This window comes from Diaphorobacter sp. MNS-0, from assembly GCF_019602835.1.
Lineage (GTDB): Bacteria > Pseudomonadota > Gammaproteobacteria > Burkholderiales > Burkholderiaceae_C > Diaphorobacter > Diaphorobacter nitroreducens.
This window is the reverse complement of the sequence record NZ_CP080761.1, coordinates 288,195-308,677: the sequence shown is the minus strand read 5'-3', so window position 1 is coordinate 308,677 and position 20,483 is coordinate 288,195. Positions and strand designations below refer to the sequence as shown.

Here is a 20,483-nt window from a genome sequence, read left to right as displayed (position 1 = left end):
AGGGGACCGAGGAGACAACAGCCCTAACACAAGAACATCAACCATCCAATCAGGCATCCGCAACGAGACGCCCCTTCACAAGGCACCCGCAACCCGGGTGCCTTTTTATTTATCGAGACTTTCAGCAAAAGTGGCCCCAGCGCCCGCAGGTTGGGCGCAAGCAGCTACTGATTCCGTAGCGGTAGCGGTGCGACAATCGCGCCCATGGAATGGATCATCGTCTCGCTGGCCTCGCTGCTGGCCGGCTTCGTGGACGCAATCGTCGGCGGGGGCGGCCTGATCCTGCTGCCCGCCCTGTTCGCCACGTTTCCCACCGCGCCGCCGGCCACGCTGATGGGCACCAACAAGAGTGCCGCCATCTGGGGCACGGGCATCGCCACCTGGCAGTACAGCCGCCGCGTGCAGATGCGCTGGCGTGCCCTGCTGCCGGCGGCGCTCGCGGGATTCGTCGGCGCGTTCGCCGGCGCCTGGGTGGTGACGCTGATTTCCGCCGATTTCCTGCGCAAGCTGCTGCCGCTGGTGCTGGTGGCGCTGCTGATCTACACCCTGGCGCGCAAGGACCTGGGGCGCCACCACGCGCCGCGCCTGGCTGCAGGGCGTGAAACCCTGGCGGCCTGCGCCATCGGCGTGACCATCGGTTTCTACGACGGCTTCTTCGGCCCCGGCACGGGCAGTTTCTTCGTGTTTCTCTTCGTGCGCGTGCTGGGCTACGATTTCCTGAACGCGTCGGTGTCCGCCAAGCTGCTGAACCTGGCCACCAACGTGGCCGCGCTGATCCTGTTCACGGCCAAGGGCCATGTCTGGTGGCACTTCGCGCTGCCGCTGGCCGTGGCCAACGTGGTGGGCAGCCTGCTCGGCGCCCACCTGGCGCTGAAGCATGGCGCGGGCTTCGTGCGCGGCATCTTCATCCTGGTGGTGGGCATGCTGATCCTGAAGACCGGCTACGACGCGTTCCTGCGCTGACCCGATTCACCCGCATTCACTGGCAAGGAGAGACCCGATGACGACCCTGACCCTGATCGGCGCCCCCACCGACGTGGGCGCCAGCGTGCTGGGCGCCAGCATGGGCCCCGACGCGCTGCGCATCGCGGGCATTGCGCGGGCCATGCAGGCACGCGGCTTCGACGTGCGCGACCAGGGCAACCTGGCCGGCCCCGGCAATCCGCAGGCCGAGCCCGCCAGCGGCTTTCGCCATCTGGCCGAGGTCGCGGCCTGGAACCGGGCGGTGTACGAAGCCACGCACGCTGCGCTGCAGGCGGGACAGTTGCCGCTGCTCATGGGCGGAGACCACTGCCTGGCCATCGGCTCCATCAGCGCCGTGGCGCAGCACTGCCGCGCGCGCGGGCGGCGGCTGAAGGTGCTGTGGTTCGACGCGCACGCGGACGCCAACACCCCCGAGTCCTCCCCCAGCGGCAACCTGCACGGCATGCCTGTGGCGTGCCTGCTGGGCCACGGTCCGGCGCAGCTCACGCGCCTGGCCGGCCCCGATGCGCCGCCGGCGCTGCAGTCCGGCCAGATCACGCTGATCGGCGTGCGCAGCGTGGATGCCACCGAGAAGCGCTTCGTCAACGAGCACGGCATCGAGGTGTACGACATGCGCACCATCGACGAGCTGGGCATGCGCGCGGTGATGCAGGCCGCGCTGGCCGACGTGGACCAGGACACGCACCTGCACGTGAGCTTCGACATGGATTGCCTGGACCCGTCGGTGGCCCCGGGCGTGGGCACCGGCGTGCGCGGCGGCCCGACCTACCGCGAGACCCAGCTGTGCATGGAGATGCTGGCCGACTGCGGCGCGCTCGGCTCGGCGGACCTGGTGGAGCTGAACCCTGCGCTGGACGTGCGCAACCAGACGGCCGAGCTGGCCGTGGACCTGCTGGAGAGCCTGTTCGGCAAGTCCACGCTGATGCGCCCGCAATGACCCTGGCCCCCGGGTTTGCGTCAATGCGGCGCACCAGGGGCCGCTCTCTATAATGTGACCGCCTCGTGACGCCGCCCTTACCCGGGCTTCTTGCGCAGGCGTTGGTTTCCGGCTTGTGATCCGCAATGCCGGATTTTTTGTACCTGAAGCAAGCAGGAACTCCCTATGAAGATGTTCAAGACCCTGGCCACTGCTGTGGCGCTGTGCGCCGCCGTTGTCGTGCAGGCGCGTCCCCTGGAAGAAATCCAGAAGAGCGGCACCATCATCCTCGGCTCCGAGGGGCAGTACGCGCCGTTCAACTTCTTCAAGGGCAAGCAGCTCACGGGCTACGAGATCGAAGTGGCCGAGGCCGTGGTCAAGAAGATGGGCCTGAAGTACGAGTGGAAGACCGTCGGCTTCGACGCGCTGCTGACCGGCCTGGCCCAGGACCGCTGGGACCTGGTGATCGCCTCGCACGCCATCACCGACGAGCGCTCCAAGGCCGTGACCTTCACGCTGCCGCACTACTGCTCGGGCGGCATCATCGTGTCGATGAAGCCCGAGGTGGCCAAGGCCGCCGACCTGAACGGCAAGGTGGTGGCCGTGCAGACCGGCACGACCTATCTGGACGCCGTGAAGAAGGTGCCCGGCGTGAAGGACGTGAAGAACTTCCCCACCGACGAAGCCGCGCGCAACGCCCTGGCGTCCAAGCGCGTGGACGCCTGGGTGACCGACCGCTTCGTGGCCAAGGAAATGCTGGCCAAGGCGCCCAAGGCGGGCTTCCGCACGGGCGACATGCTGTTCGTGGAGCAGGTGGCCGCCGCCGTCTCCAAGGGCAACCAGGGCCTGGCCGACGCCTGGAACAAGGCGCTGAAGGAAGCGATCGCCGACGGCACTGTGGGCAAGATCTCCCAGAAGTACTTCCAAGAAGACGTCACCTGCAAGTAACCGACTGCGCCGGGCCTGCGGGTCCGGCCCGCTTTGCCCATGCTTCTCGCTCTCTGGCCCGCACACTGGAGCCGCACCCAGCGCAGCAATGCAACGCTGGTGGCGGCTTTGGTGTTGATGGCGCTGGTCCTCGCCCTGCTCGGCCAGTTCCTCTCCTTCTTTCCTGAGCCCATCGGCTCCAACGCGGAGCTCTTCTCCGAAGGCGCGCTCACCACGCTGTACCTGACGCTGGTCAGCGGCACCGTGGGCCTGCTGCTGGGCACCGCCGCGGCGCTGGCGCGCACCTCGCGCCTGGCCTGGCTGCGCTGGGTGGCCAGCTTCTACATCTGGGCGATCCGCGGCACGCCGCTGCTGGTGCAGATCCTGTTCGTGTACTTCGCGCTGCCCGTGCTGGTGCCGGGCCTGAACCTGCCCGACTTCGCCGCCGCCGTGGTGGCGCTGGGCCTGAACGTGGGCGCCTACAACGCCGAGGCCATCCGCGCCGGCCTGCTGGCCGTGCCGCGCGGGCAGACCGAGGCCGCGCGCGCGCTCGGCCTGTCGCGCACGCACGTTTTCTTCGACGTCGTGTTCCCCCAGGCCTTCAAGATCGCGCTGCCGCCGCTGGTGAGCAACTTCGTGGCGCTGCTCAAGGACTCGTCGCTCGCCTACGCCATCGGCGTGGTGGAGCTGACCAACGTGGGCAACCGCATCCAGTCCGCCACCTTCCAGCCCGTGGCCACGCTGACCACGGTGGCCATCACCTACCTGATCCTGACCACGCTGGTGACGCAGGTCACGCATGCCATCGAGTACCGCTTTGACGTCGAAGGGCGTGTGAAATGAGCCACGCCGCTTCCGCCAATCCCTACATCGTGTGCAAGGACGTGCGCAAGGCCTTCGGCAGCCACGAGGTGCTCAAGGGCGTGTCCACCGTGTTCCGCACGGGCGAGGTCACCGTGATCATCGGCGCCTCGGGCTCGGGCAAGTCCACGCTGCTGCGCGCCATCAACCGCCTGGAGCCGCATGACAGCGGCAGCATCACCATCGACGGCGTGGAGGTCACCGACGACCCGCGCACGCTGCAGCTGCAGCGCAGCGAAGTGGGCATGGTGTTCCAGCAGTTCAACCTGTTCGGCCACATGACGGTGCTGGACAACGTGACGCTGGCGCCGCGCCGCATCCGCCACACGTCGCGCCGCGAGGCCAACGACAAGGCCATGGCCCTGCTCAAGCGCGTGGGCATGCAGGACCATGCGCACAAGTACCCCTGGCAGTTGTCGGGCGGCCAGCAGCAGCGCGTGGCGATTGCGCGCGCGCTGGCCATGGCGCCGAAGGTGATGCTGTTCGACGAGCCCACCAGTGCCCTTGATCCCGAGATGGTGCAGGAGGTGCTGGACGTGATGCGCGAGCTGGCGCGCGGCGGCATGACGATGATCGTGGTCACGCACGAGATGGGCTTTGCGCGCGAGGTGGCCGACCGCGTGATGTTCTTCGACCAGGGCTGCATTGCCCACGATGCGCCGCCGGCCGAGTTCTTCTCCAACCCGGCCAACGACCGCATCCGCTCCTTCATCGGGCGCATGAGCCACTGACCGGCCGGGTGGCACGGTGCGGCCGCTTATAAAACCATAGCTGCCAGCGCTTGATGTACTTGGGTTCCGATATGAAAACATATCAGAATCCTTTTGAGACAAGCGCCAACAGCTCTCATTTTTGAAGAAGCCATGCGTTCCGAACGCCAGGGCCTGCTGGCCCTCCTGCTGGTGGTCGCCGTCTGGGGCACCACCTTCCCTGCGATGAAGATGATGTCCGCGCACCTGGATGCGCTGCAGATCATCTGGGCCCGCTTCGCGATTGCGCTGCTGGTCCTGGCGCCGCTGTGGCGCGGTCTGCGGCGCACGGAACTGCGCTGGGGTCTGCTGCTGGGCGCCCTGCTGTTCCTCGCGTTCTGGCTGCAAATCGAGGGGCTGGCGCGCACCAGCAGCAACCGCAATGCGTTCGTCACCGGGCTGAACGTGCTGGTGGTGCCGCTGTTGGCCATGGCCGTGCTGGGCCGGCGCTATGGCGCCGCGCTGTGGGCGGCCTGCGCCATGGCGTTGGCCGGCATGGTGCTGATGTTCCACGAGAACGAGCCGTGGAACCTGGGCGACACGCTGACGCTCGCCAGCACGCTGTTCTATGCCATCTACATCCTCACGCTGGAGGAATGCGCGCGCCGCACGGCGGCCCGGCCGCTGCGCGCCACACGCATGGCGGCGGTGCAGGCGCTGGTGATGTTCGCCGCGGCCAGCGTGCTGCTGCTCGCGCGCCATGGCGAGGTCGCCACGACGCTGCAGGCCCTGGCGGACCTGCCGGCGCACGCGCTGACGGCGCTGGCCTACCTGGGCGTGGTGGCCAGCGTGCTGGTGGTGACGCTGCAGGCCTGGGGCCAGCAGCGCGTGGATGCCATGCGCAGCGCCATCGTCTTCGGGCTGGAGCCGGTGTTTGCCGCCGCCACGGCCTGGGTGCTGATCGGCGAGCGCCTGGGCGCGGCCGGCCTGGCGGGCGCGGCGCTGATCGTGGCCGCCCTGGTGGTGAGCCAGTTGCCGCCGCCGCGCGCACTGGCGCGTCCTTCCGCACCCTGATCGGGCGCAAGAGCCCTCAGGGCATCGCGAGCGGCACGTCCGCCGCGTTGCGCGGCGTGCCCATGGGAGCACCGGCCTGCCCCTTGGAGACGGCCGCCAGGTCTTGCTCGCTCGGGTACTGGCCCAGCAGCCAGTAGTCGAACACGCGGCGCACGATGGGCGCCGCCGCCGCCGCGCCAAAGCCCGCGTTCTCCACGATCACGGCCACGGCGATGCGGGGCTCCTCCACGGGTGCGAACGCGGCAAAAAGGGAGTGGTCGCGCTGGTGCTCCTCCAGCAGCTTGGCGTTGTACCGCACGTTCTGCCCCAGGCTCACCGCCTGCGCCGTACCGGTTTTGCCCGCCGAGGTGTAGGGCGCGCCCGCGAACACGCGCCGCCCCGTGCCCGCCTGGTTCACGGCCATCAGCGCGTTGTTCACGATCGCCACATGCTTGGGGTTGTAGCCCAGGCGCTCGCCGGGGGGCTGCTGCACCTCGGTCACCTGCCCGCCCACCTGGTCTTTCACGGCCTTGATCAGGTGCGGACGGTGGCGGGTGCCGCCGTTGGCCAGCGTGGCCTCGGCCACGGCCAGCTGCAGCATGGTGAAGTTGTTGTAGCCCTGGCCGATGCCCAGCGACACTGTCTCGCCCGAGTACCAGCGCTTGGCCTCAGGGCGCTTGTAGGTGTTGCGCTTCCACTCGGTGCTGGGCAGCACGCCGCGCACTTCGCCCCCGAGGTCGATGCCGGTGATCTGCCCGAAGCCCAGCGGCTTCATGAAGTCGTGGATGGCGTCCACACCCATCTCCACGGCCAGCGAATAGAAGTAGGTGTTGCTCGAATACTGGATGGCGCGGTGCATGTCCACGCCGCCCAGGCCGCCTTCGTGGCTGCGGAAGGTGCGCCCGCCATAGTTGTAATAGCCCGGGTCGTTGAACACCTGCCCCGCCGTGCGCTTGCCCAGCTCCAGCGCGGCCAGCGCCATGAAGGGCTTGTAGGTGGAGCCGGGAGGGTAGGTGCCGCGCAGCGCGCGGTTGAGCAGCGGCTTGTTGATGGACTCGTTGAGCGCCTGCCAGTTTTCCTGGTCGATGCCCTCGACGAACAGGTTGGGGTCGAACGTGGGTTTGGACACCAGCGCCAGCACCTCGCCGTTGCGCGGGTCCAGCGCTACCAGAGCGCCGCGGCGCTCGCCGAACATATCTTCGATCAGCTTTTGCAGCTTGATGTCCAGCGACAGCATCACCGTGTTGCCCGGCGTCGCCGGGTGGCTGTTCAGGCGCCGCACGGCATGCCCGCCGGCCGAGGTCTCCATGCGCTCGAACCCCGTCTGGCCGTGGAGCGTGGATTCGAAGCTCTGCTCCACCCCCAGCTTGCCGATGTAGTCCGTGCCGCGGTAGTTGGCCGCATCGTCCGAGTCCTCGATGCGCTCCTTTTCGCGCTGGTTGATGCGGCCGATGTAGCCGATGGCGTGGCTCGCCACCTCGCCCAGCGGGTAGTTGCGAAACAGCCGCGCCTTGATGTCCACGCCGGGGAAGCGGTAGCGCTGCGCCGCAAAGCGCGCCACCTCTTCGTCCGACAGCCGTGTGCGAATGGGCAGGGAGTCGAAGCTGCGCGACTCCTCGCGCAGACGCTTGAAGCGGCGCCGGTCGCGCGGCTGGATGTCCACGACCTCGGCCAGCGCGTCGATCGTCGCCTCCAGGTCCATGGTCCGCGAGGGCGTGATCTCCAGCGTGTATGCCGAGTAGTTGGTGGCCAGCACCACGCCGTTGCGGTCCAGGATGAGGCCGCGGTTGGGCACGATGGGCACGACCGCCGTGCGGTTGCTCTCGGCCTGGTCCGCGAGGTCCTCGTGGCGCACCACCTGCAGCACCACCAGGCGCGCGACGATCAGCAGGAATGCCAGCAGCACCACCACGCCCACGACGAACACGCGCAGGCGAAAGTGCCAGACATCGGCCTCGGCATTGCGCAGTTCGGTCATCCGCGGCGGCCCTTCACCCCTGCGCGCTCACAGCGGCCGGTTTTCATCGCGGTCGGGCGGGCGGCGCTGCGGCGCCAGCAGCACCCAGCTGGCCAGCGGCCAGAGGGCGGCCTCCAGCAGCGGTGCCACCAGGCCTTCGAAACCCGGCAGGATGCCCCCGCCGATGGCTACGCGCAGCAGCAGTTCAAGCGCATGGGCCGCAAAGAACAACGGCAGCAGTTGCAGCGCCTGCAGCAGCGGGCCGAACCACAGCAGCCGGCGGTGCGTGTATTGCGCGCCGAACATCAGCAGACAGTACACCAGCGCATGCTGGCCCAGCAGGGCAGACTGGTACACATCCAGGCACAGCCCCATGAGGAAAGCCACCCCCAGCCCCACGCGCTGCGGCTGGTGCATGCCCCAGAACACGAGCAGCACCATGACCCAGTCGGGCGTCCAGACCACGCGGCCCAGTGGCAGCATGTTCAGCGCCAGCGCGGCCACCAGGCTGGCAGCGATGAAGACCGGGTTCACGGGCAGCAGCAGCTGCTGGCCCTTGGGCATGATCATTTGCGGCCTCCGCGCTTGGGCGCCGCCGGCGCAGGTTCGGGGCGCGGCGGCAGGTCGGCCACCACCGGCTTGAGCACCATCACATGGCGCGCTCCGTACATCTGCGCCACGGGAGCGCAGTAGATGCGCGCAAAGGCGGAGTCGGCACGCCGCTCCACGCGCAGCACGCGCGCAACCGGCAGGCCCGCGGGGTACAGGCCGTCCACGCCGCTGGTGGTGAGCAGGTCGCCTTCCTGCACATCCGCATTGCCCGGCGTGAAGCGCAGCTCCATGCCTCCGCCATGCCCGGCCACCGGGTCGCCGTAGGCCACGCTGCGTGCACCGGTGCGCAGGTTGAGCACAGGAATGGCCTGGTCGCGGTCGATGAGCAGCGTGACTTCGCTGAGCATGGGGAACACGCGTGTGACCTGCCCCAGCACCCCCGAGGCATCCATCACCGGCGAGCCCGGCTCCACGCCTGCCAGCTGCCCACGGTCCACCATCACACGCCGCGTATAGGGGTCTGCCGTGTCATAAATCACTTGCGCGGCCGTGGCCTCGGTGGTCAGGCGCTCGCGCAGTGCCAGCAACTGGCGCAGCTCGGCGTTCTCGCGCAGCAGCTGCTCGGCCTCGCCGGCGCGCACCGCCATTTGCGCCATGGTGCGCTGCGCGTCGTCCATGCCCTGCTGTGCGGCCTGCAGCGACTGGAAGTATCCGGCCCCCTTGTCCGCGAACTCCACCGGCTGCAGCATCAGCCATTGCAGCGGGTACAGCGCCGTGGAGACGGCCTTGCGCAGCGGCTCTGTCAGGTGAAAGCGTGCGTCCGCCACCATCAAAAACAGCGCCAGGGCGCTGTAGAGGGTGAGGCGGGAGAGCGGCGATGGCCCCTGCTTGAACAGCGTCGGCGCCGAACGGTCCAGGGTTCCCTGTGGCATGCGGACAGCTCGTCAGGCGCGGTTCGGGCTCAGTCGCTGGTGAAGATGCTGCCCTGGCGGTCCATGCGCTCCAGCGCAATGCCGCAGCCGCGCACCACGCAGGTCAGGGGCTCCTCGGCCACCAATACGGGCAGGCCGGTTTCCTCGGCCAGCAAGCGGTCCAGGTCGCGCAGCAGCGCGCCGCCGCCGGTGAGCATCATGCCGCGCTCGGCAATGTCGGCGCCCAGCTCCGGCGGGGTCTGCTCCAGCGCGTTCTTGACGGCGGAGACGATCTGGTTGAGCGGCTCGGTCAGGGCCTCCAGCACCTCGTTGGACGAGATGGTGAAGCTGCGCGGCACGCCCTCGGAGAGGTTGCGGCCCTTGACCTCCATCTCCTTGACCTCGGAGCCGGGGAAGGCAGAGCCGATGTTCTTCTTGATGGCCTCGGCCGTCGGCTCGCCGATCAGCATGCCGTAGTTGCGGCGGATGTAATTGATGATGGATTCGTCGAACTTGTCGCCACCCACGCGCACGCTGCCCTTGTAGACCATGCCGCCCAGCGAGATCACGCCGACCTCGGTGGTGCCGCCGCCGATGTCCACCACCATGGAGCCAGAAGCCTCGGATACCGGCAGGCCCGCGCCGATACCGGCGGCCATGGGCTCTTCGATCAGGTACACGGCGGTGGCGCCGGCCGCTTCGGCCGCGTCCTTGATGGCGCGGCGCTCCACCTGGGTGGAGCCGCAGGGCACGCAGATGATGATGCGCGGGCTGGGCGTGAGCACCGAGCGGGGATGCACCATCTTGATGAACTGCTTGATCATCTGCTCGGTGATCACGAAATCGGCAATCACGCCGTCCTTCATCGGGCGGATGGCGTCGATGTTGCCAGGCACTTTGCCCAGCATGGCCTTGGCCTCGTGGCCCACGGCCTGGATCACTTTCTTGCCGTGCGGGCCGCCCTCGTGGCGGATGGCGACGACGGAGGGCTCGTCGAGCACGATGCCCTTGTCGCGGGCGAAAATCAGGGTGTTGGCTGTGCCAAGGTCAATGGCCAGGTCGGTGGAGAAGTACCGACGGAAAGCTCCGAACATGCAGGGGTCCTCTCAGGCACGGCATGCACGTCGGCCTGCCGTCGCCGGATATTACGGGGGTGTTTGTTGGCTTTTTTCGCACAATGACCGGCAATATGGAGGTCTAGCGGCAAAGCCGGGATAATAACGCATCCCCTGTGAATAACTCCCCCTGGCGGAGCCCGGAAAACCGCTTTACATCTGGTTTCCGCCCGTCCCTCTTCCCTATGGCACTGACACCCCAGGATATCGGCCGCATCGCCAATCTGGCCCGGCTCGAACTGAGCCCCGACGAAAGTGAGCGCATGCTCACGCAACTCAACGGTTTTTTCGGCATCGTCGAGAAGATGCAGGCTGTGGATACCCATGGCATCGCCCCCCTGTCGCACCCGGTGGCGGTGGTGCGGGATGTGCAGCTGCGCCTGCGCGAGGACGTGGCCAGCGAGCCCGACCAGCGCGAGGCCAACCAGCGCAGCGCGCCGGCCGTCGAGCGCGGCCTGTTCCTGGTGCCCAAGGTCATCGAGTGAGGACGACAGCATGAGCAACACCCCCTCCTCCGAACTCCACGACCTGGGCATCGCACAGCTGACCAGCGCACTGCGCAGCAAACAGGTCTCGGCCGTCGAGGCCGCGCAGCATTTCCTGGCCCGCGCACGCCAGCACCAGAACCTGGGCGCCTACGTCGCCATGAACGAGGACGCCACCCTGGCGCAGGCCCGCGCGCAGGACGCGGCCCTGGCCGCCGGCACGGCTGCCCCGCTGGCCGGCGTGCCGATCGCGCACAAGGACATCTTCGTCACCCGCGACTTCCCCAGCACCGCCGGCTCGAAGATGCTGGCCGGTTACCAGTCGCCGTTCGACGCCACCGTGGTCACTCGTCTGGCCGATGCCGGCTGCGTAACCCTGGGCAAGCTCAACTGCGACGAGTTCGCCATGGGCTCGGCCAACGAAAACTCCGCCGTGGCGCCCGTGGGCTGCGACGCCCCCGCACCGGTGCGCAACCCCTGGGACACCAGCCGCATCCCCGGCGGCTCCTCGGGCGGCAGCGCCGTGGCCGTGTCCGCGCGCCTGGCGCCGGCCGTCACCGGCACGGACACCGGCGGTTCCATCCGCCAGCCGGCATCGTTTTGCGGCGTCACCGGCATCAAGCCCACCTACGGCCGCGCCAGCCGCTACGGCATGATCGCCTTCGCCTCCAGCCTGGACCAGGCTGGCCCGATGGCCCGCTCGGCCGAGGATTGCGCGCTGCTGCTGTCGGCCATGTGCGGCCCCGACCCCGACCGCGACTCCACCAGCCTGGACGTGCCGGCCGAGGATTTCAGCGCCCAGCTGAATGACTCCATCGACGGCCTGCGCATCGGCATCCCGGCCGAGTTCTTCGGCGACGGCCTGGCGGGCGACGTGCGCGCCGCTGTCGATGCGGCGCTCAAGGAGTACGAGAAGCTCGGCGCCAAGCTGGTGCCCATCAGCCTGCCGCGCACGGAGCTGTCGATCCCCGTGTACTACATCATTGCGCCGGCCGAGGCGTCGTCCAACCTCTCGCGCTTTGACGGCGTGAAGTTCGGCCACCGCGCCAAGGACTACGCCGATCTGGTGGACATGTACAAGAAGACCCGCGCCGAAGGCTTCGGCGACGAGGTCAAGCGCCGCATCATGATCGGCACCTACGTGCTCTCGCACGGCTACTACGACGCCTACTACCTGCAGGCGCAGAAGATCCGCCGCATGATCGCGGACGACTTCCAGAACGCCTTCAAGGATTGCGACCTGATCGCCGGCCCCGTGGCGCCCAGCGTGGCCTGGAAGCTCGGCGAGCACGGCAACGACCCGCTGGCCGACTACCTGGCCGACATCTTCACCCTGCCCGCGTCGCTGGCCGGCCTGCCCGGCATGAGCGTGCCCGCCGGCTTTGGCGCGGGCGGCATGCCCGTGGGCCTGCAGCTCATCGGCAACTACTTCCAGGAGGGCCGCCTGCTGAACGCCGCGCACCGCCTGCAGCAGGCGACCGACTTCCACCTCCGTGCGCCGGAGGGCATCTGACCATGACCGCGAAACTCATCCAGGGCTACGAAGTCGTCATCGGCTTCGAGACCCACGCCCAGCTCGCCACCCGCAGCAAGATCTTCAGCCGCGCCAGCACCGCCTTTGGCGCCGAGCCCAACACCCAGGCCTGCGCCGTGGACCTGGCGCTGCCCGGCACCCTGCCGGTGATGAACCGCGAGGCTGTCGCCTGCGCTATTAAATTGGGACTGGCCCTTGGCTCCCACATTGCGCCAGAGAGCATTTTTGCGCGCAAGAATTACTTCTACCCGGATCTGCCCAAGGGCTACCAGATCAGCCAGTTCGAGATCCCGGTGGTGCAAGGCGGCGAAGTCTCCTTCTATCTGGGCGATGAGAAGAAGACCGTGCGCCTGGTGCGCGCCCACCTGGAGGAAGACGCGGGCAAGTCGCTGCACGAGGACTCCTCATTGGGTGGAGGGGGCCAGTCGGGCATCGACCTGAACCGCGCCGGCACGCCGCTGCTGGAGATCGTGACCGAGCCCGACATCCGCAGCAGCGAAGAAGCCGTGGCCTACGCCAAGGAACTGCACAAGATCGTGACCTGGATCGGCATCTGCGACGGCAACATGCAGGAAGGCAGCTTCCGCTGCGACGCCAACGTCTCGGTGCGCAAGCCCGGCCAGCCCCTGGGCACGCGCCGTGAGATCAAGAACCTCAACAGCTTCAAGAGCATGCAGCAGGCGATCGACTACGAGATCCGCTGGCAGATCGAGGAGATCGAGGATGGCCGCGCGATCCAGCAGGCCACCGTGCTGTTCGACCCCGACACGGGCGAGACGCGCGCCATGCGCACCAAGGAAGACGCGGCCGACTACCGCTACTTTCCCGACCCCGACCTGCCGCCGCTGCGCATCGCCGCGCCGTGGATCGACGACATCAGGGCCCAGATGCCCGAGCTGCCGCGCGCGATGGCCGCGCGTTTCGTGCAGCAGTACGGCCTGCCCGAGTACGACGCCACCACGCTCACGCAGAGCCAGGCCATGGCGGCCTATTTCGAGGACGCCGCCAAGGGCTGCGGCCAGCCCAAGCTCGCCTCCAACTGGGTGATGGGCGAGATCTCGCGCCGCCTGAATGCCGAGGAGATCGGTGTGGAGCAGGCCAAGGTGAACAGCGCCCAACTGGCGGCGCTCATCGGCCGCATCAACGACGGCACCATCAGCAACAACGCCGCTCGCCAGGTATTCGAAGCCTTGTGGAGCGGCGAAGGCCATGACGTGGACGCCGTGATCGAGGCCAAGGGCCTCAAGCAGATGAACGATACGGGCGCGCTGGAGAAGATCATCGACGAGGTGATTGCCGCCAACGCCGCCAACGTGGAACAGTACAAGGCCGGCAAGGACAAGGCCTTCAACGCCCTCGTAGGCCAGGTGATGAAAGCCAGCAAGGGCAAGGCGAACCCCCAGCAGGTCAACGACTTGCTGAAGGCCAAACTGGCCTGAAACGCTGGCCAGTCAAGCGCTGGCAGCTATCAAAAAAGAAGGCTCCCGTTGGAGCCTTTTTTGTGTGCCGTCTCAGCGCGAGGCGCCGGGCGATACGAGCGTGGACTGCGGCGGCACCAGTTGCGACGCCGCCGCGCGCTGGGCCGCCCATAACTGGCGCAGCTGGGCCAGTTCGGCGTCGAAGCGCTGGTGGATGCGGCGCTTTTCCTGGTCCTGCGCGGTCAAAAAGCGCTGCTGCTCGGCCACGGCCTCATCGTTCTCGGCGATCTGGCGCTGCAGCTTCATCGGCGCCTTGAGCGGGTCGCGGCGGTAGAACTCCATCTCGCCGTCAATGCGCTTGCGCTCGACCTGCAGTTCCTGGATGCGCTTGCGTGCTACGGCCATGACCTCGTCCACCTGCACGAGGGCGGCCTCGCGCTCAACCTGGTGGGCCGCCTCGTCGGGGTAGCGCGCCATCAGCACGCGCTCGCGGCGGCGCTCTTCGGCAATGCGCGCGCGCTCCTGCGCCTCCTTGCGGCGCTGCACTTCCAACGCGGCATGCTCGTGTTCGGTCAGCGTGGGGCCGATGCGGCGCCGCTCGGCCCCCGTATGGTCCAGGATGCGCTGCTCACGGTCCACGCAGTCGGCGATGGGGCGGTCGGCGGTGATGCGCCTGCCGGTTTTGTCGATGCAGGTGTACACCTCTTGCGGCGGCTTCGGCTGCGCCCAGGCGACCGGGGACAACAGGCCCAGCGCTGCGGCGGTTGCTCCTGCCATGAACCAGCCCGCGTGTCGTGTGCCTGCTTTCAAAACCCCTGCCCTCCTGGCTGCTGCCGTTGTTTTCAGTCGTTCACGCCGTAGCGCTGGCGATAGGCCAGCACCCGCTCGTGGTGCTCGCGCATCTGCGTATCGCCGCCACCCACCGATAGGTATTGCAATAAGTCCGCCAGCTTGGCGATAGCACAAACCTGCATGCCCAGTTCACGGCGCACGTACTGCACGGCGCTGTGGTCCACGTCCTGTCCATTCTCGGTGGCCTTCTCCTGGCGGTCGAGGGCGATCGCAATGGCATGCGGCGTGGCACCCGCAGCGCGGATCAGCGCGATGGACTCGCGCGCGGCGGTGCCGGCGCTCATCACGTCGTCGATGATGAGCACCTTGCCCTGCAGCGGCGCGCCCACCAGCGTGCCGCCCTCGCCATGGTCCTTGGCCTCTTTGCGGTTGTAGGCAAAGGGGACGTTCTTGCCCAGGCGCGCCAGCTCCACGGCCACCGTGGCGGCCAGCGGAATGCCTTTGTAGGCGGGGCCGAAGACCATGTCGAACTCGACGCCGCTGGCCATCAGGGCTTGTGCATAGAATTGCGCCAGCCGCCCGAGCTTGGCGCCGTCGTCGAACAGACCGGCGTTGAAGAAATACGGGCTCAAGCGGCCTGCCTTGGTCTTGAATTCACCAAAGCGCAGCACCCCTGAATCCACAGCAAACCGCACGAAATCCTGCGCCAGGCGGGCTTGGCTCGCCCCTTGTTCCACCGTCTGCGCGCTGTCTGTCACCATGGATGCATCCTTGTTCAAATTAACCAGTCTCAACCTCAACGGCATCCGCTCGGCCACGTCCAAAGGGGTCGAGGCATGGATTGCCCAAAGCCGGCCGGATTGTATTTGCGTACAGGAAATCAAGGCCCAGTCTGCGGACATGCATGGGCGTTTCGAGGAGCTGGCCGGCCTGAAGGGCTACTTCCATTTTGCGGTGAAGAAGGGCTACTCCGGCGTGGGCATCTATGCGCGCCACGAGCCCAGCGACGTGGTCATCGGCTACGGCTCCAGCGAGTTCGACACCGAGGGGCGCTACGTGGAACTGCGCTTTGACACGCCCGCGCGGCGCCTGTCCATCATCAGCGCCTACTTCCCCAGCGGCTCCTCGGGCGAGGAGCGCCAGTTGGCCAAGTTCCGCTTCCTGGAGGAATTCCATCCGCACCTCATGCGGCTGAAGGCCGAGCGGGAGTTCATCCTGTGCGGTGACATCAACATTGCCCACCAGCAGATCGACCTGAAGAACTGGCGCAGCAACCAGAAGAACAGCGGCTTTTTACCCGAGGAGCGCGCCTGGATGACAAAGTTGTTGCACATCTCCGACCCCGCGGGCGGGCTGGTGGACGTGTACCGTCGGCTGCATCCCGATACAACCGATGACTGTTACACCTGGTGGAGCAACAGGGGGCAGGCCTATGCGAAGAACGTCGGTTGGAGACTTGACTATCAGATTGCGACAACTGGGGTCGCGCAAGCTGCTAAAGCCGTTTCGATCTACAAATCCACGCGGTTCAGCGACCATGCGCCGCTCACAGTCGACTATGACATCATGCTATGAATCGGCCAGCGCGAACCGACGCAGGCCGACGTTGCGACTTCAGCGACGTCACCACGCTATGAGTAGCACTGTGCTTCGGAGCCCAAGAGTTAATTTAACGGGTTTTGCGCCAGCCTTTAGGCATGGGTAGCCGGGGTCAAGGCAGCTTCCGCATGACTTCATCAACAAGCGGCGCCTCCTCCAGCGGTGGTTTAGGCCGCATGTTGTGTGCTTGATGTAACATAACATACATGGCAAAAGGTGAGTCGGGCAGGATCGTCATTGAGGTAGACCCCTCGCTCAAGCGGGAGCTTTACTCTGCTCTTGCGCTATCAGGCAGTACCCTGAAGGACTGGTTCATTCGTAGCGCTGAAGCCTATTGCGGCGACGTTCACCAGCCAGCGCTCTTCGGAAGTGCGGTGCAAATTCCGGAGCCGGAGCAATCGCATGCAGCTACGCATGGGGGTGTTCCACCTGTGAGCGGTCGGGGCGTCAGGTGAAGTCCGTCGACACGGTCACGCCGAGCTCTAGGTTCCCCTAGTGGGTAAGCTTGCACGTTCGGATACACGTAATCTGCAAAAAGAACTAGACGAGCAGCTTGAAGTGAAGCAATACAACTACATTGATCTTTTTGCTGGGGCCGGTGGCTTGTCCCTGGGCTTAGAGCGCGCAGGTTTTAAGGGTGTCTTCGCCGTAGAGCAGGACAAGTGGGCAGCCGAGACCTTCCGCGCCAATCATCCAAGTATCAAGATGCATGTGCGCGACATTCAGTCGATTGAGGAATCTGAGATTCGTCAACTTATGACATGTCCGATTGATCTGATTGTTGGTGGCCCCCCGTGCCAGGGTTTCTCCCATGCAAATACAGCCAAGCGAGATAGCAAGGACCCAAGGAACTCTCTATTCAAAGATTTCGTGCGTTTTGCGCGAGTAATTCAGCCGTCGATTTGTATCATCGAGAACGTACCAGGGCTTCTTCGAACAAAGATGAGCTCCGGATTACCAGCTATCTCAGCTATTGAAAGCGCTTTCCTTGAGATTGGGTACGTCGCAAAATGGAGAGTGCTCAACGCGGCGGACTTTGGTGTCCCTCAGGTTCGTGAACGCTTATTCATTGTGGCGATAAAAGAGGAGCTCCAGGGTCTTGATTTCGAGTGGCCATCGGCGACGCACACGAACTACGGACGGGCGGAGCAGAGTGACCTCTTTCATACCGAATCCAGCCTGCAACGTCGTGTTACGCTTTGGGATGCCATCTCCGATTTGCCTCAAATTTGCGCTGACGATGAGGTGCCCACTTTACTTTATCGCAACCCACCAAGCAACTCGTATCAGGAGGAGATGCGCGAAAGGGAAACGGTAGTGCTAGAGAACCACGAACCGATGCGCCACACGAAGCGGATAGTGGAGCGGTTTGCGGCTATCGGATATGGACAATCGGAGGCCGACGTCCCTGACCATCTACGGCCTCGAAGGAGGGGTGGGTCAGGCGAAATCTCCGGGGTTGTTTACGACCAAAATAGCCGACGCCAAAGGCCGGATGAACCTTGCAACGCGATTGTCGCATCTTCTCACTCGAACTTTATCCACCCCTATTTGCACCGCAATTTTACAGTGCGAGAGATGATGCGAATCCAGTCTTTCCCTGACTGGTTCGTCGCGAGAGGAAAACGAGCAGTCTTGAGTAAGAAGCTCTCTGCCAAGAAGGGCTACGTTGACGACATTTTCCTAGATCAACGAGCTCAGATTGGAAATGCGGTTCCGCCTAGGCTGGGTCAAGCTATCGGGCAAGCAGCGCTAGACGCTCTCCAGAACTACTACAAGAAAGCCCTCAAACGTGCAGCCTAAGGTACTCGATCTATTTGCTGGATGTGGGGGCTTATCACTCGGCCTCTCTCAAGCCGGCTGCGAAATAGTAGCTGCGGTTGAGATTGATCAGTGGGCCGCAGATACATATCGTCGCAATCACCTAGGCGTTGAAGTTATACAAGCGGATATTCGGTCTCTAGATAGTGGCTACCTGCGAGAACGCTTTAAGGGGGGGGTTGACCTGATCGCCGGAGGGCCTCCGTGTCAAGGTTTTTCTGTTTCGGGTAAACGGCAGTACGGGCACATCAAGGAGCAGAATAATCTGGTTGAGGAATTCATTCGCGTTGTTGAAGCAGTGGAGCCCAAGGTCGTCTTAATCGAGAACGTTAGCGGATTTCGTACAGGGCACATCAAGCCAGGCAACCCAGTGATGAGTTACCTTAAGGTGGAACTCAATCGACTTGGGTATGAGTTCGATGCCCGGGTCCTTCAGGCCACAGAATACGGGGTGCCTTCGCTAAGACGTCGAATTTTTGTTGTGGGATCCCGAATTGGTTTCCCCAGTTCACCGTTCCCAATCGCCACACACAGTGCCGAAGCGACAATCTCCGCAGAGCCATTCATCTCAACATGGGATGCAATAAGTGACCTCCCCTCTCTTCGAGCTTCTGAGGGTGTGGACGAGTTTGTTCCATATGCTCACGAGCCAGCTAACGACTATCAGCGAGAAATTCGCGCTCAGTCCTCCGGGGTCGCCAACCACATTGCAATGAAGCATACGCCCCGGCTTGTTGAGAGATTCACGGCGCTGCCGCAAGGTTCCAAGGGATATGACCTTGGCCGTACTGCAGGACGCGATGGCGAAGGTCCGGTAACAATTTACAAGTCAAACAATCAAAGGTTGATTGCTTGTGAGCCCTCTCTGTGCATTACCGCAAACTTTCAATCCACATACGTTCATCCATTTCAGCCGCGCAACCTAACAGCGCGAGAAGCCGCGCGCCTCATGAGTTACCCAGATACTTATTACTTTTGCGGGAAAAGAACCCAAATGAGTAGTGGGTTCCTCAAAAAATACGGGCGAGAGCATGAGGACTTTCTTAGTCAATACAACCAAATAGGCAACTCCGTACCGCCTCGCTTGGGTCGGGCGATTGGTTTGCAGCTGCGATCTCTCTTGTCTTTTCCAGAAACACAAGACCAAGATAGGAGATTTACCGCTTTACCTCTAATTGAAGAGTCAGCATAATGCCGCAGCGATTTGAACCCGAAGATGCACTCCTGTCGCACAGGAATAACCTATTGCAAAAATGGCGACTGAGCGCAGACGCGGAACATCAGGCGCTCTGCCAGCAAATTGATGCCAAATACAACGAATATCTAGCTTCGCTTTTGCCTGACAAGATTTCAGCCGGCGATTTGGAAGATGCAGTAGTTGCCGTGGGTGTGTACCTCGATTTTGCCAAAGAAGTCGAGAAACAATACAGTCGCTTCAATTGGCGCAGCGACTTTGCAGCGAGCATCCTGCCAGAGTTCATCTATAGATTATTGGGCATATCACTGGCAGCAAAAGACTTGCCACCAATGTTTTCAACTCGCGACTCAATTGTTGAGGTTTCGCTTTCAGGCAGTGTCGGCGGTGGATGGGATGTCCGACGAAAGAATCAAGACTTATGTCTTGGGCTTCGGAGAGAGAAGATTATTCGACGTGATGGAGAGGAGGAGTTTCTCGTTCCCTTGATTGCGATGGAAGTTAAGACCAACATCGACATTAACAAGTTGAATGGGCTGGATTTCTCCGCCGAGAGGTTGAAAAGGACTTTTCCAACTTCGAAGTACTTCCTAATCACGGAGACCATTGATTTTTCGCTCGAGCAGAACTATGCGTCTGGTTCGATAGATGAGATCTACACGCTGCGAAAGCAAGTTCGTAGTCAGGCAAGGCGCGAGAAGAAGCCACTTGAGGCAGACGTCTTTGTGCAGCTTCAGGCCGATGTCGTCGAAATCGTGAAAAAGGCTAGTTCAACCATGGGTCATGTGTACGACCGCCTCGATGTTGGAAAGTTAATCAGTGTCAGATAACCTTGAACCACAAACCTACGTTCACGGAAGCAAGCTTTATAGAAAGGCCGAACGGTCTGCAGAGCTTCGCCCCTTACTTCCTCACTATGAGAAATGGCGTAGTGCGTCTCTGAACATTCGCGGTCGTTCAGATGAAGAAATCGTAGAACTTGTTAGTCTGCTAAATGCATACAAGGATGCCGTTGAACCAGTGCTCGATGCGCGACCGAACAGTGCGCAGGAGGTACTTCAGCCTTCGATTCTGGAGGAGTTTTTTGAATATCTCTTCTGCCAGCTAGACTCAGAATTTAAGCTTGCACTATTACGCCGACCAGAGTCGGGGTTTATCGATCTAGCATTTAATCCCAGGTCGCTCAGCGAGCTTGTTTCACATCCGGCGTACACGATACGGCGCAAGGACCACGACTTCGTGATTGGATCTTGCCTAGAGTTGACTATGAAGGTCCCCGGTTCTGAGCAAGCTCAGAACGATGTGGTCGTGATTCCTGCTGTGGCAATTGAATGCAAGCGGTATCTTGAGAGAAATATGCTTGATGAATGCAGCGGCACAGCTGAGAAGGTCAAGAAGGCCACACCGTATTGCCTCTATTTCGTAGTTGCTGAGTTCCTTAAGATGGATGATGCCGCGCCAGAGATGTCACGAATCGACGAGATCTATGTTTTGAGGAAGCAACGGAACTCTGAACGTTTGGCTGAGAATTTCATACCCAAGCCTATTGACGCGTCTCTCGTGGTCGATATTTACCGGCAGGTGCAACGACACCTGACACGCGTATGGTGGGACCCGCAGTCTGCGCTCACAGTCGGTAAGGCCTTCAACGTTCCCAGATGACGAAATGGTCTA

20 protein-coding genes are annotated in these 20,483 nt (G+C 63.7%); 14 read left to right on the top strand and 6 right to left on the bottom strand.

What is annotated here, in order from left to right; translation table 11 throughout:
* Nucleotides 1–204: 204 nt before the first annotated feature.
* From K2L43_RS01430 to K2L43_RS01405, 6 genes are all read left to right on the top strand, one after another.
* Complete coding sequence (locus K2L43_RS01430; protein ID WP_011803714.1) at nt 205–963, top strand: TSUP family transporter; 759 nt, start codon at nt 205–207, stop codon at nt 961–963.
* Between the two features lie 37 nt (nt 964–1,000).
* Nucleotides 1,001–1,921 carry an arginase gene (rocF, locus tag K2L43_RS01425; RefSeq protein ID WP_012655338.1) on the top strand — a complete coding sequence of 307 codons (921 nt, stop codon included), beginning with the start codon at nt 1,001–1,003 and terminating at the stop codon, nt 1,919–1,921.
* Nucleotides 1,922–2,086: 165 nt separating this feature from the next.
* Nucleotides 2,087–2,848 carry an ABC transporter substrate-binding protein gene (locus K2L43_RS01420; protein ID WP_011803712.1) on the top strand — a complete coding sequence of 254 codons (762 nt, stop codon included), beginning with the start codon at nt 2,087–2,089 and terminating at the stop codon, nt 2,846–2,848.
* A gap of 39 nt (nt 2,849–2,887) precedes the next feature.
* Nucleotides 2,888–3,670, top strand: a complete 783-nt coding sequence (locus K2L43_RS01415) for an amino acid ABC transporter permease (RefSeq protein ID WP_011803711.1) — start codon at nt 2,888–2,890, stop codon at nt 3,668–3,670.
* Complete coding sequence (locus K2L43_RS01410; RefSeq protein WP_011803710.1) at nt 3,667–4,419, top strand: amino acid ABC transporter ATP-binding protein; 753 nt, start codon at nt 3,667–3,669, stop codon at nt 4,417–4,419. The genes K2L43_RS01415 and K2L43_RS01410 overlap by 4 nt, the downstream gene beginning before the upstream one ends.
* Nucleotides 4,420–4,551: 132 nt before the next feature.
* On the top strand, nt 4,552–5,451 hold the full coding sequence (locus K2L43_RS01405) for a DMT family transporter (protein ID WP_103736822.1): 900 nt from the start codon (nt 4,552–4,554) through the stop codon (nt 5,449–5,451).
* Nucleotides 5,452–5,467: 16 nt separating this feature from the next.
* On the opposite strand, the gene mrdA is transcribed toward K2L43_RS01405, so the two are convergent.
* From mrdA to K2L43_RS01385, 4 genes are read right to left on the bottom strand one after another with little or no spacing between them, the layout of a single operon-like run.
* Nucleotides 5,468–7,408 carry a penicillin-binding protein 2 gene (mrdA, locus tag K2L43_RS01400; RefSeq protein WP_103736823.1) on the bottom strand — a complete coding sequence of 647 codons (1,941 nt, stop codon included), beginning with the start codon at nt 7,406–7,408 and terminating at the stop codon, nt 5,468–5,470.
* Nucleotides 7,409–7,435: 27 nt separating this feature from the next.
* On the bottom strand, nt 7,436–7,957 hold the full coding sequence (gene mreD / locus K2L43_RS01395) for a rod shape-determining protein MreD (protein ID WP_011803707.1): 522 nt from the start codon (nt 7,955–7,957) through the stop codon (nt 7,436–7,438).
* Complete coding sequence (gene mreC, locus K2L43_RS01390; protein WP_172205442.1) at nt 7,954–8,871, bottom strand: rod shape-determining protein MreC; 918 nt, start codon at nt 8,869–8,871, stop codon at nt 7,954–7,956. The genes mreD and mreC overlap by 4 nt, the downstream gene beginning before the upstream one ends.
* Before the next feature lie 29 nt (nt 8,872–8,900).
* Nucleotides 8,901–9,944, bottom strand: a complete 1,044-nt coding sequence (locus K2L43_RS01385; protein WP_135147851.1) for a rod shape-determining protein — start codon at nt 9,942–9,944, stop codon at nt 8,901–8,903.
* Between the two features lie 206 nt (nt 9,945–10,150).
* Between K2L43_RS01385 and gatC the strand changes: the two genes are divergently transcribed.
* The 3 genes from gatC to gatB are packed head-to-tail and all read left to right on the top strand — an operon-like array spanning nt 10,151 to nt 13,423.
* Entirely contained in the window at nt 10,151–10,450 is a 300-nt protein-coding gene (gatC, locus tag K2L43_RS01380) for an Asp-tRNA(Asn)/Glu-tRNA(Gln) amidotransferase subunit GatC (RefSeq protein ID WP_220638362.1), read from the top strand.
* Nucleotides 10,451–10,460: 10 nt separating this feature from the next.
* Entirely contained in the window at nt 10,461–11,963 is a 1,503-nt protein-coding gene (gatA, locus tag K2L43_RS01375) for an Asp-tRNA(Asn)/Glu-tRNA(Gln) amidotransferase subunit GatA (protein WP_103736826.1), read from the top strand.
* Nucleotides 11,964–11,965: 2 nt separating this feature from the next.
* Nucleotides 11,966–13,423 carry an Asp-tRNA(Asn)/Glu-tRNA(Gln) amidotransferase subunit GatB gene (gene gatB / locus K2L43_RS01370; RefSeq protein ID WP_047350388.1) on the top strand — a complete coding sequence of 486 codons (1,458 nt, stop codon included), beginning with the start codon at nt 11,966–11,968 and terminating at the stop codon, nt 13,421–13,423.
* A 72-nt stretch (nt 13,424–13,495) separates the two neighbouring features.
* On the opposite strand, the gene K2L43_RS01365 is transcribed toward gatB, so the two are convergent.
* Together K2L43_RS01365 and pyrE are read right to left on the bottom strand one after the other, a co-directional pair.
* Nucleotides 13,496–14,179, bottom strand: coding sequence for a DUF4124 domain-containing protein (locus tag K2L43_RS01365; RefSeq protein ID WP_220638361.1), 684 nt, complete (start codon nt 14,177–14,179; stop codon nt 13,496–13,498).
* 65 nt (nt 14,180–14,244) lie between these two features.
* On the bottom strand, nt 14,245–14,955 hold the full coding sequence (pyrE, locus tag K2L43_RS01360; RefSeq protein ID WP_220638360.1) for an orotate phosphoribosyltransferase: 711 nt from the start codon (nt 14,953–14,955) through the stop codon (nt 14,245–14,247).
* A gap of 10 nt (nt 14,956–14,965) precedes the next feature.
* Between pyrE and K2L43_RS01355 the strand changes: the two genes are divergently transcribed.
* The 5 genes from K2L43_RS01355 to K2L43_RS01335 all read left to right on the top strand — a co-directional run bounded on the left by K2L43_RS01355 (nt 14,966) and on the right by K2L43_RS01335 (nt 20,471).
* Nucleotides 14,966–15,769 carry an exodeoxyribonuclease III gene (locus K2L43_RS01355; RefSeq protein WP_220638359.1) on the top strand — a complete coding sequence of 268 codons (804 nt, stop codon included), beginning with the start codon at nt 14,966–14,968 and terminating at the stop codon, nt 15,767–15,769.
* Between the two features lie 519 nt (nt 15,770–16,288).
* Nucleotides 16,289–17,596, top strand: a complete 1,308-nt coding sequence (locus tag K2L43_RS01350) for a DNA cytosine methyltransferase (RefSeq protein WP_220638358.1) — start codon at nt 16,289–16,291, stop codon at nt 17,594–17,596.
* Entirely contained in the window at nt 17,586–18,806 is a 1,221-nt protein-coding gene (locus tag K2L43_RS01345) for a DNA cytosine methyltransferase (protein ID WP_220638357.1), read from the top strand. Before K2L43_RS01350 ends, K2L43_RS01345 begins: the two co-directional genes overlap by 11 nt.
* Complete coding sequence (locus K2L43_RS01340) at nt 18,806–19,639, top strand: Bpu10I family restriction endonuclease (RefSeq protein ID WP_220638356.1); 834 nt, start codon at nt 18,806–18,808, stop codon at nt 19,637–19,639. The genes K2L43_RS01345 and K2L43_RS01340 overlap by 1 nt, the downstream gene beginning before the upstream one ends.
* On the top strand, nt 19,629–20,471 hold the full coding sequence (locus K2L43_RS01335) for a Bpu10I family restriction endonuclease (protein WP_220638355.1): 843 nt from the start codon (nt 19,629–19,631) through the stop codon (nt 20,469–20,471). Before K2L43_RS01340 ends, K2L43_RS01335 begins: the two co-directional genes overlap by 11 nt.
* The last annotated feature ends 12 nt before the right edge of the window (nt 20,472–20,483 follow it).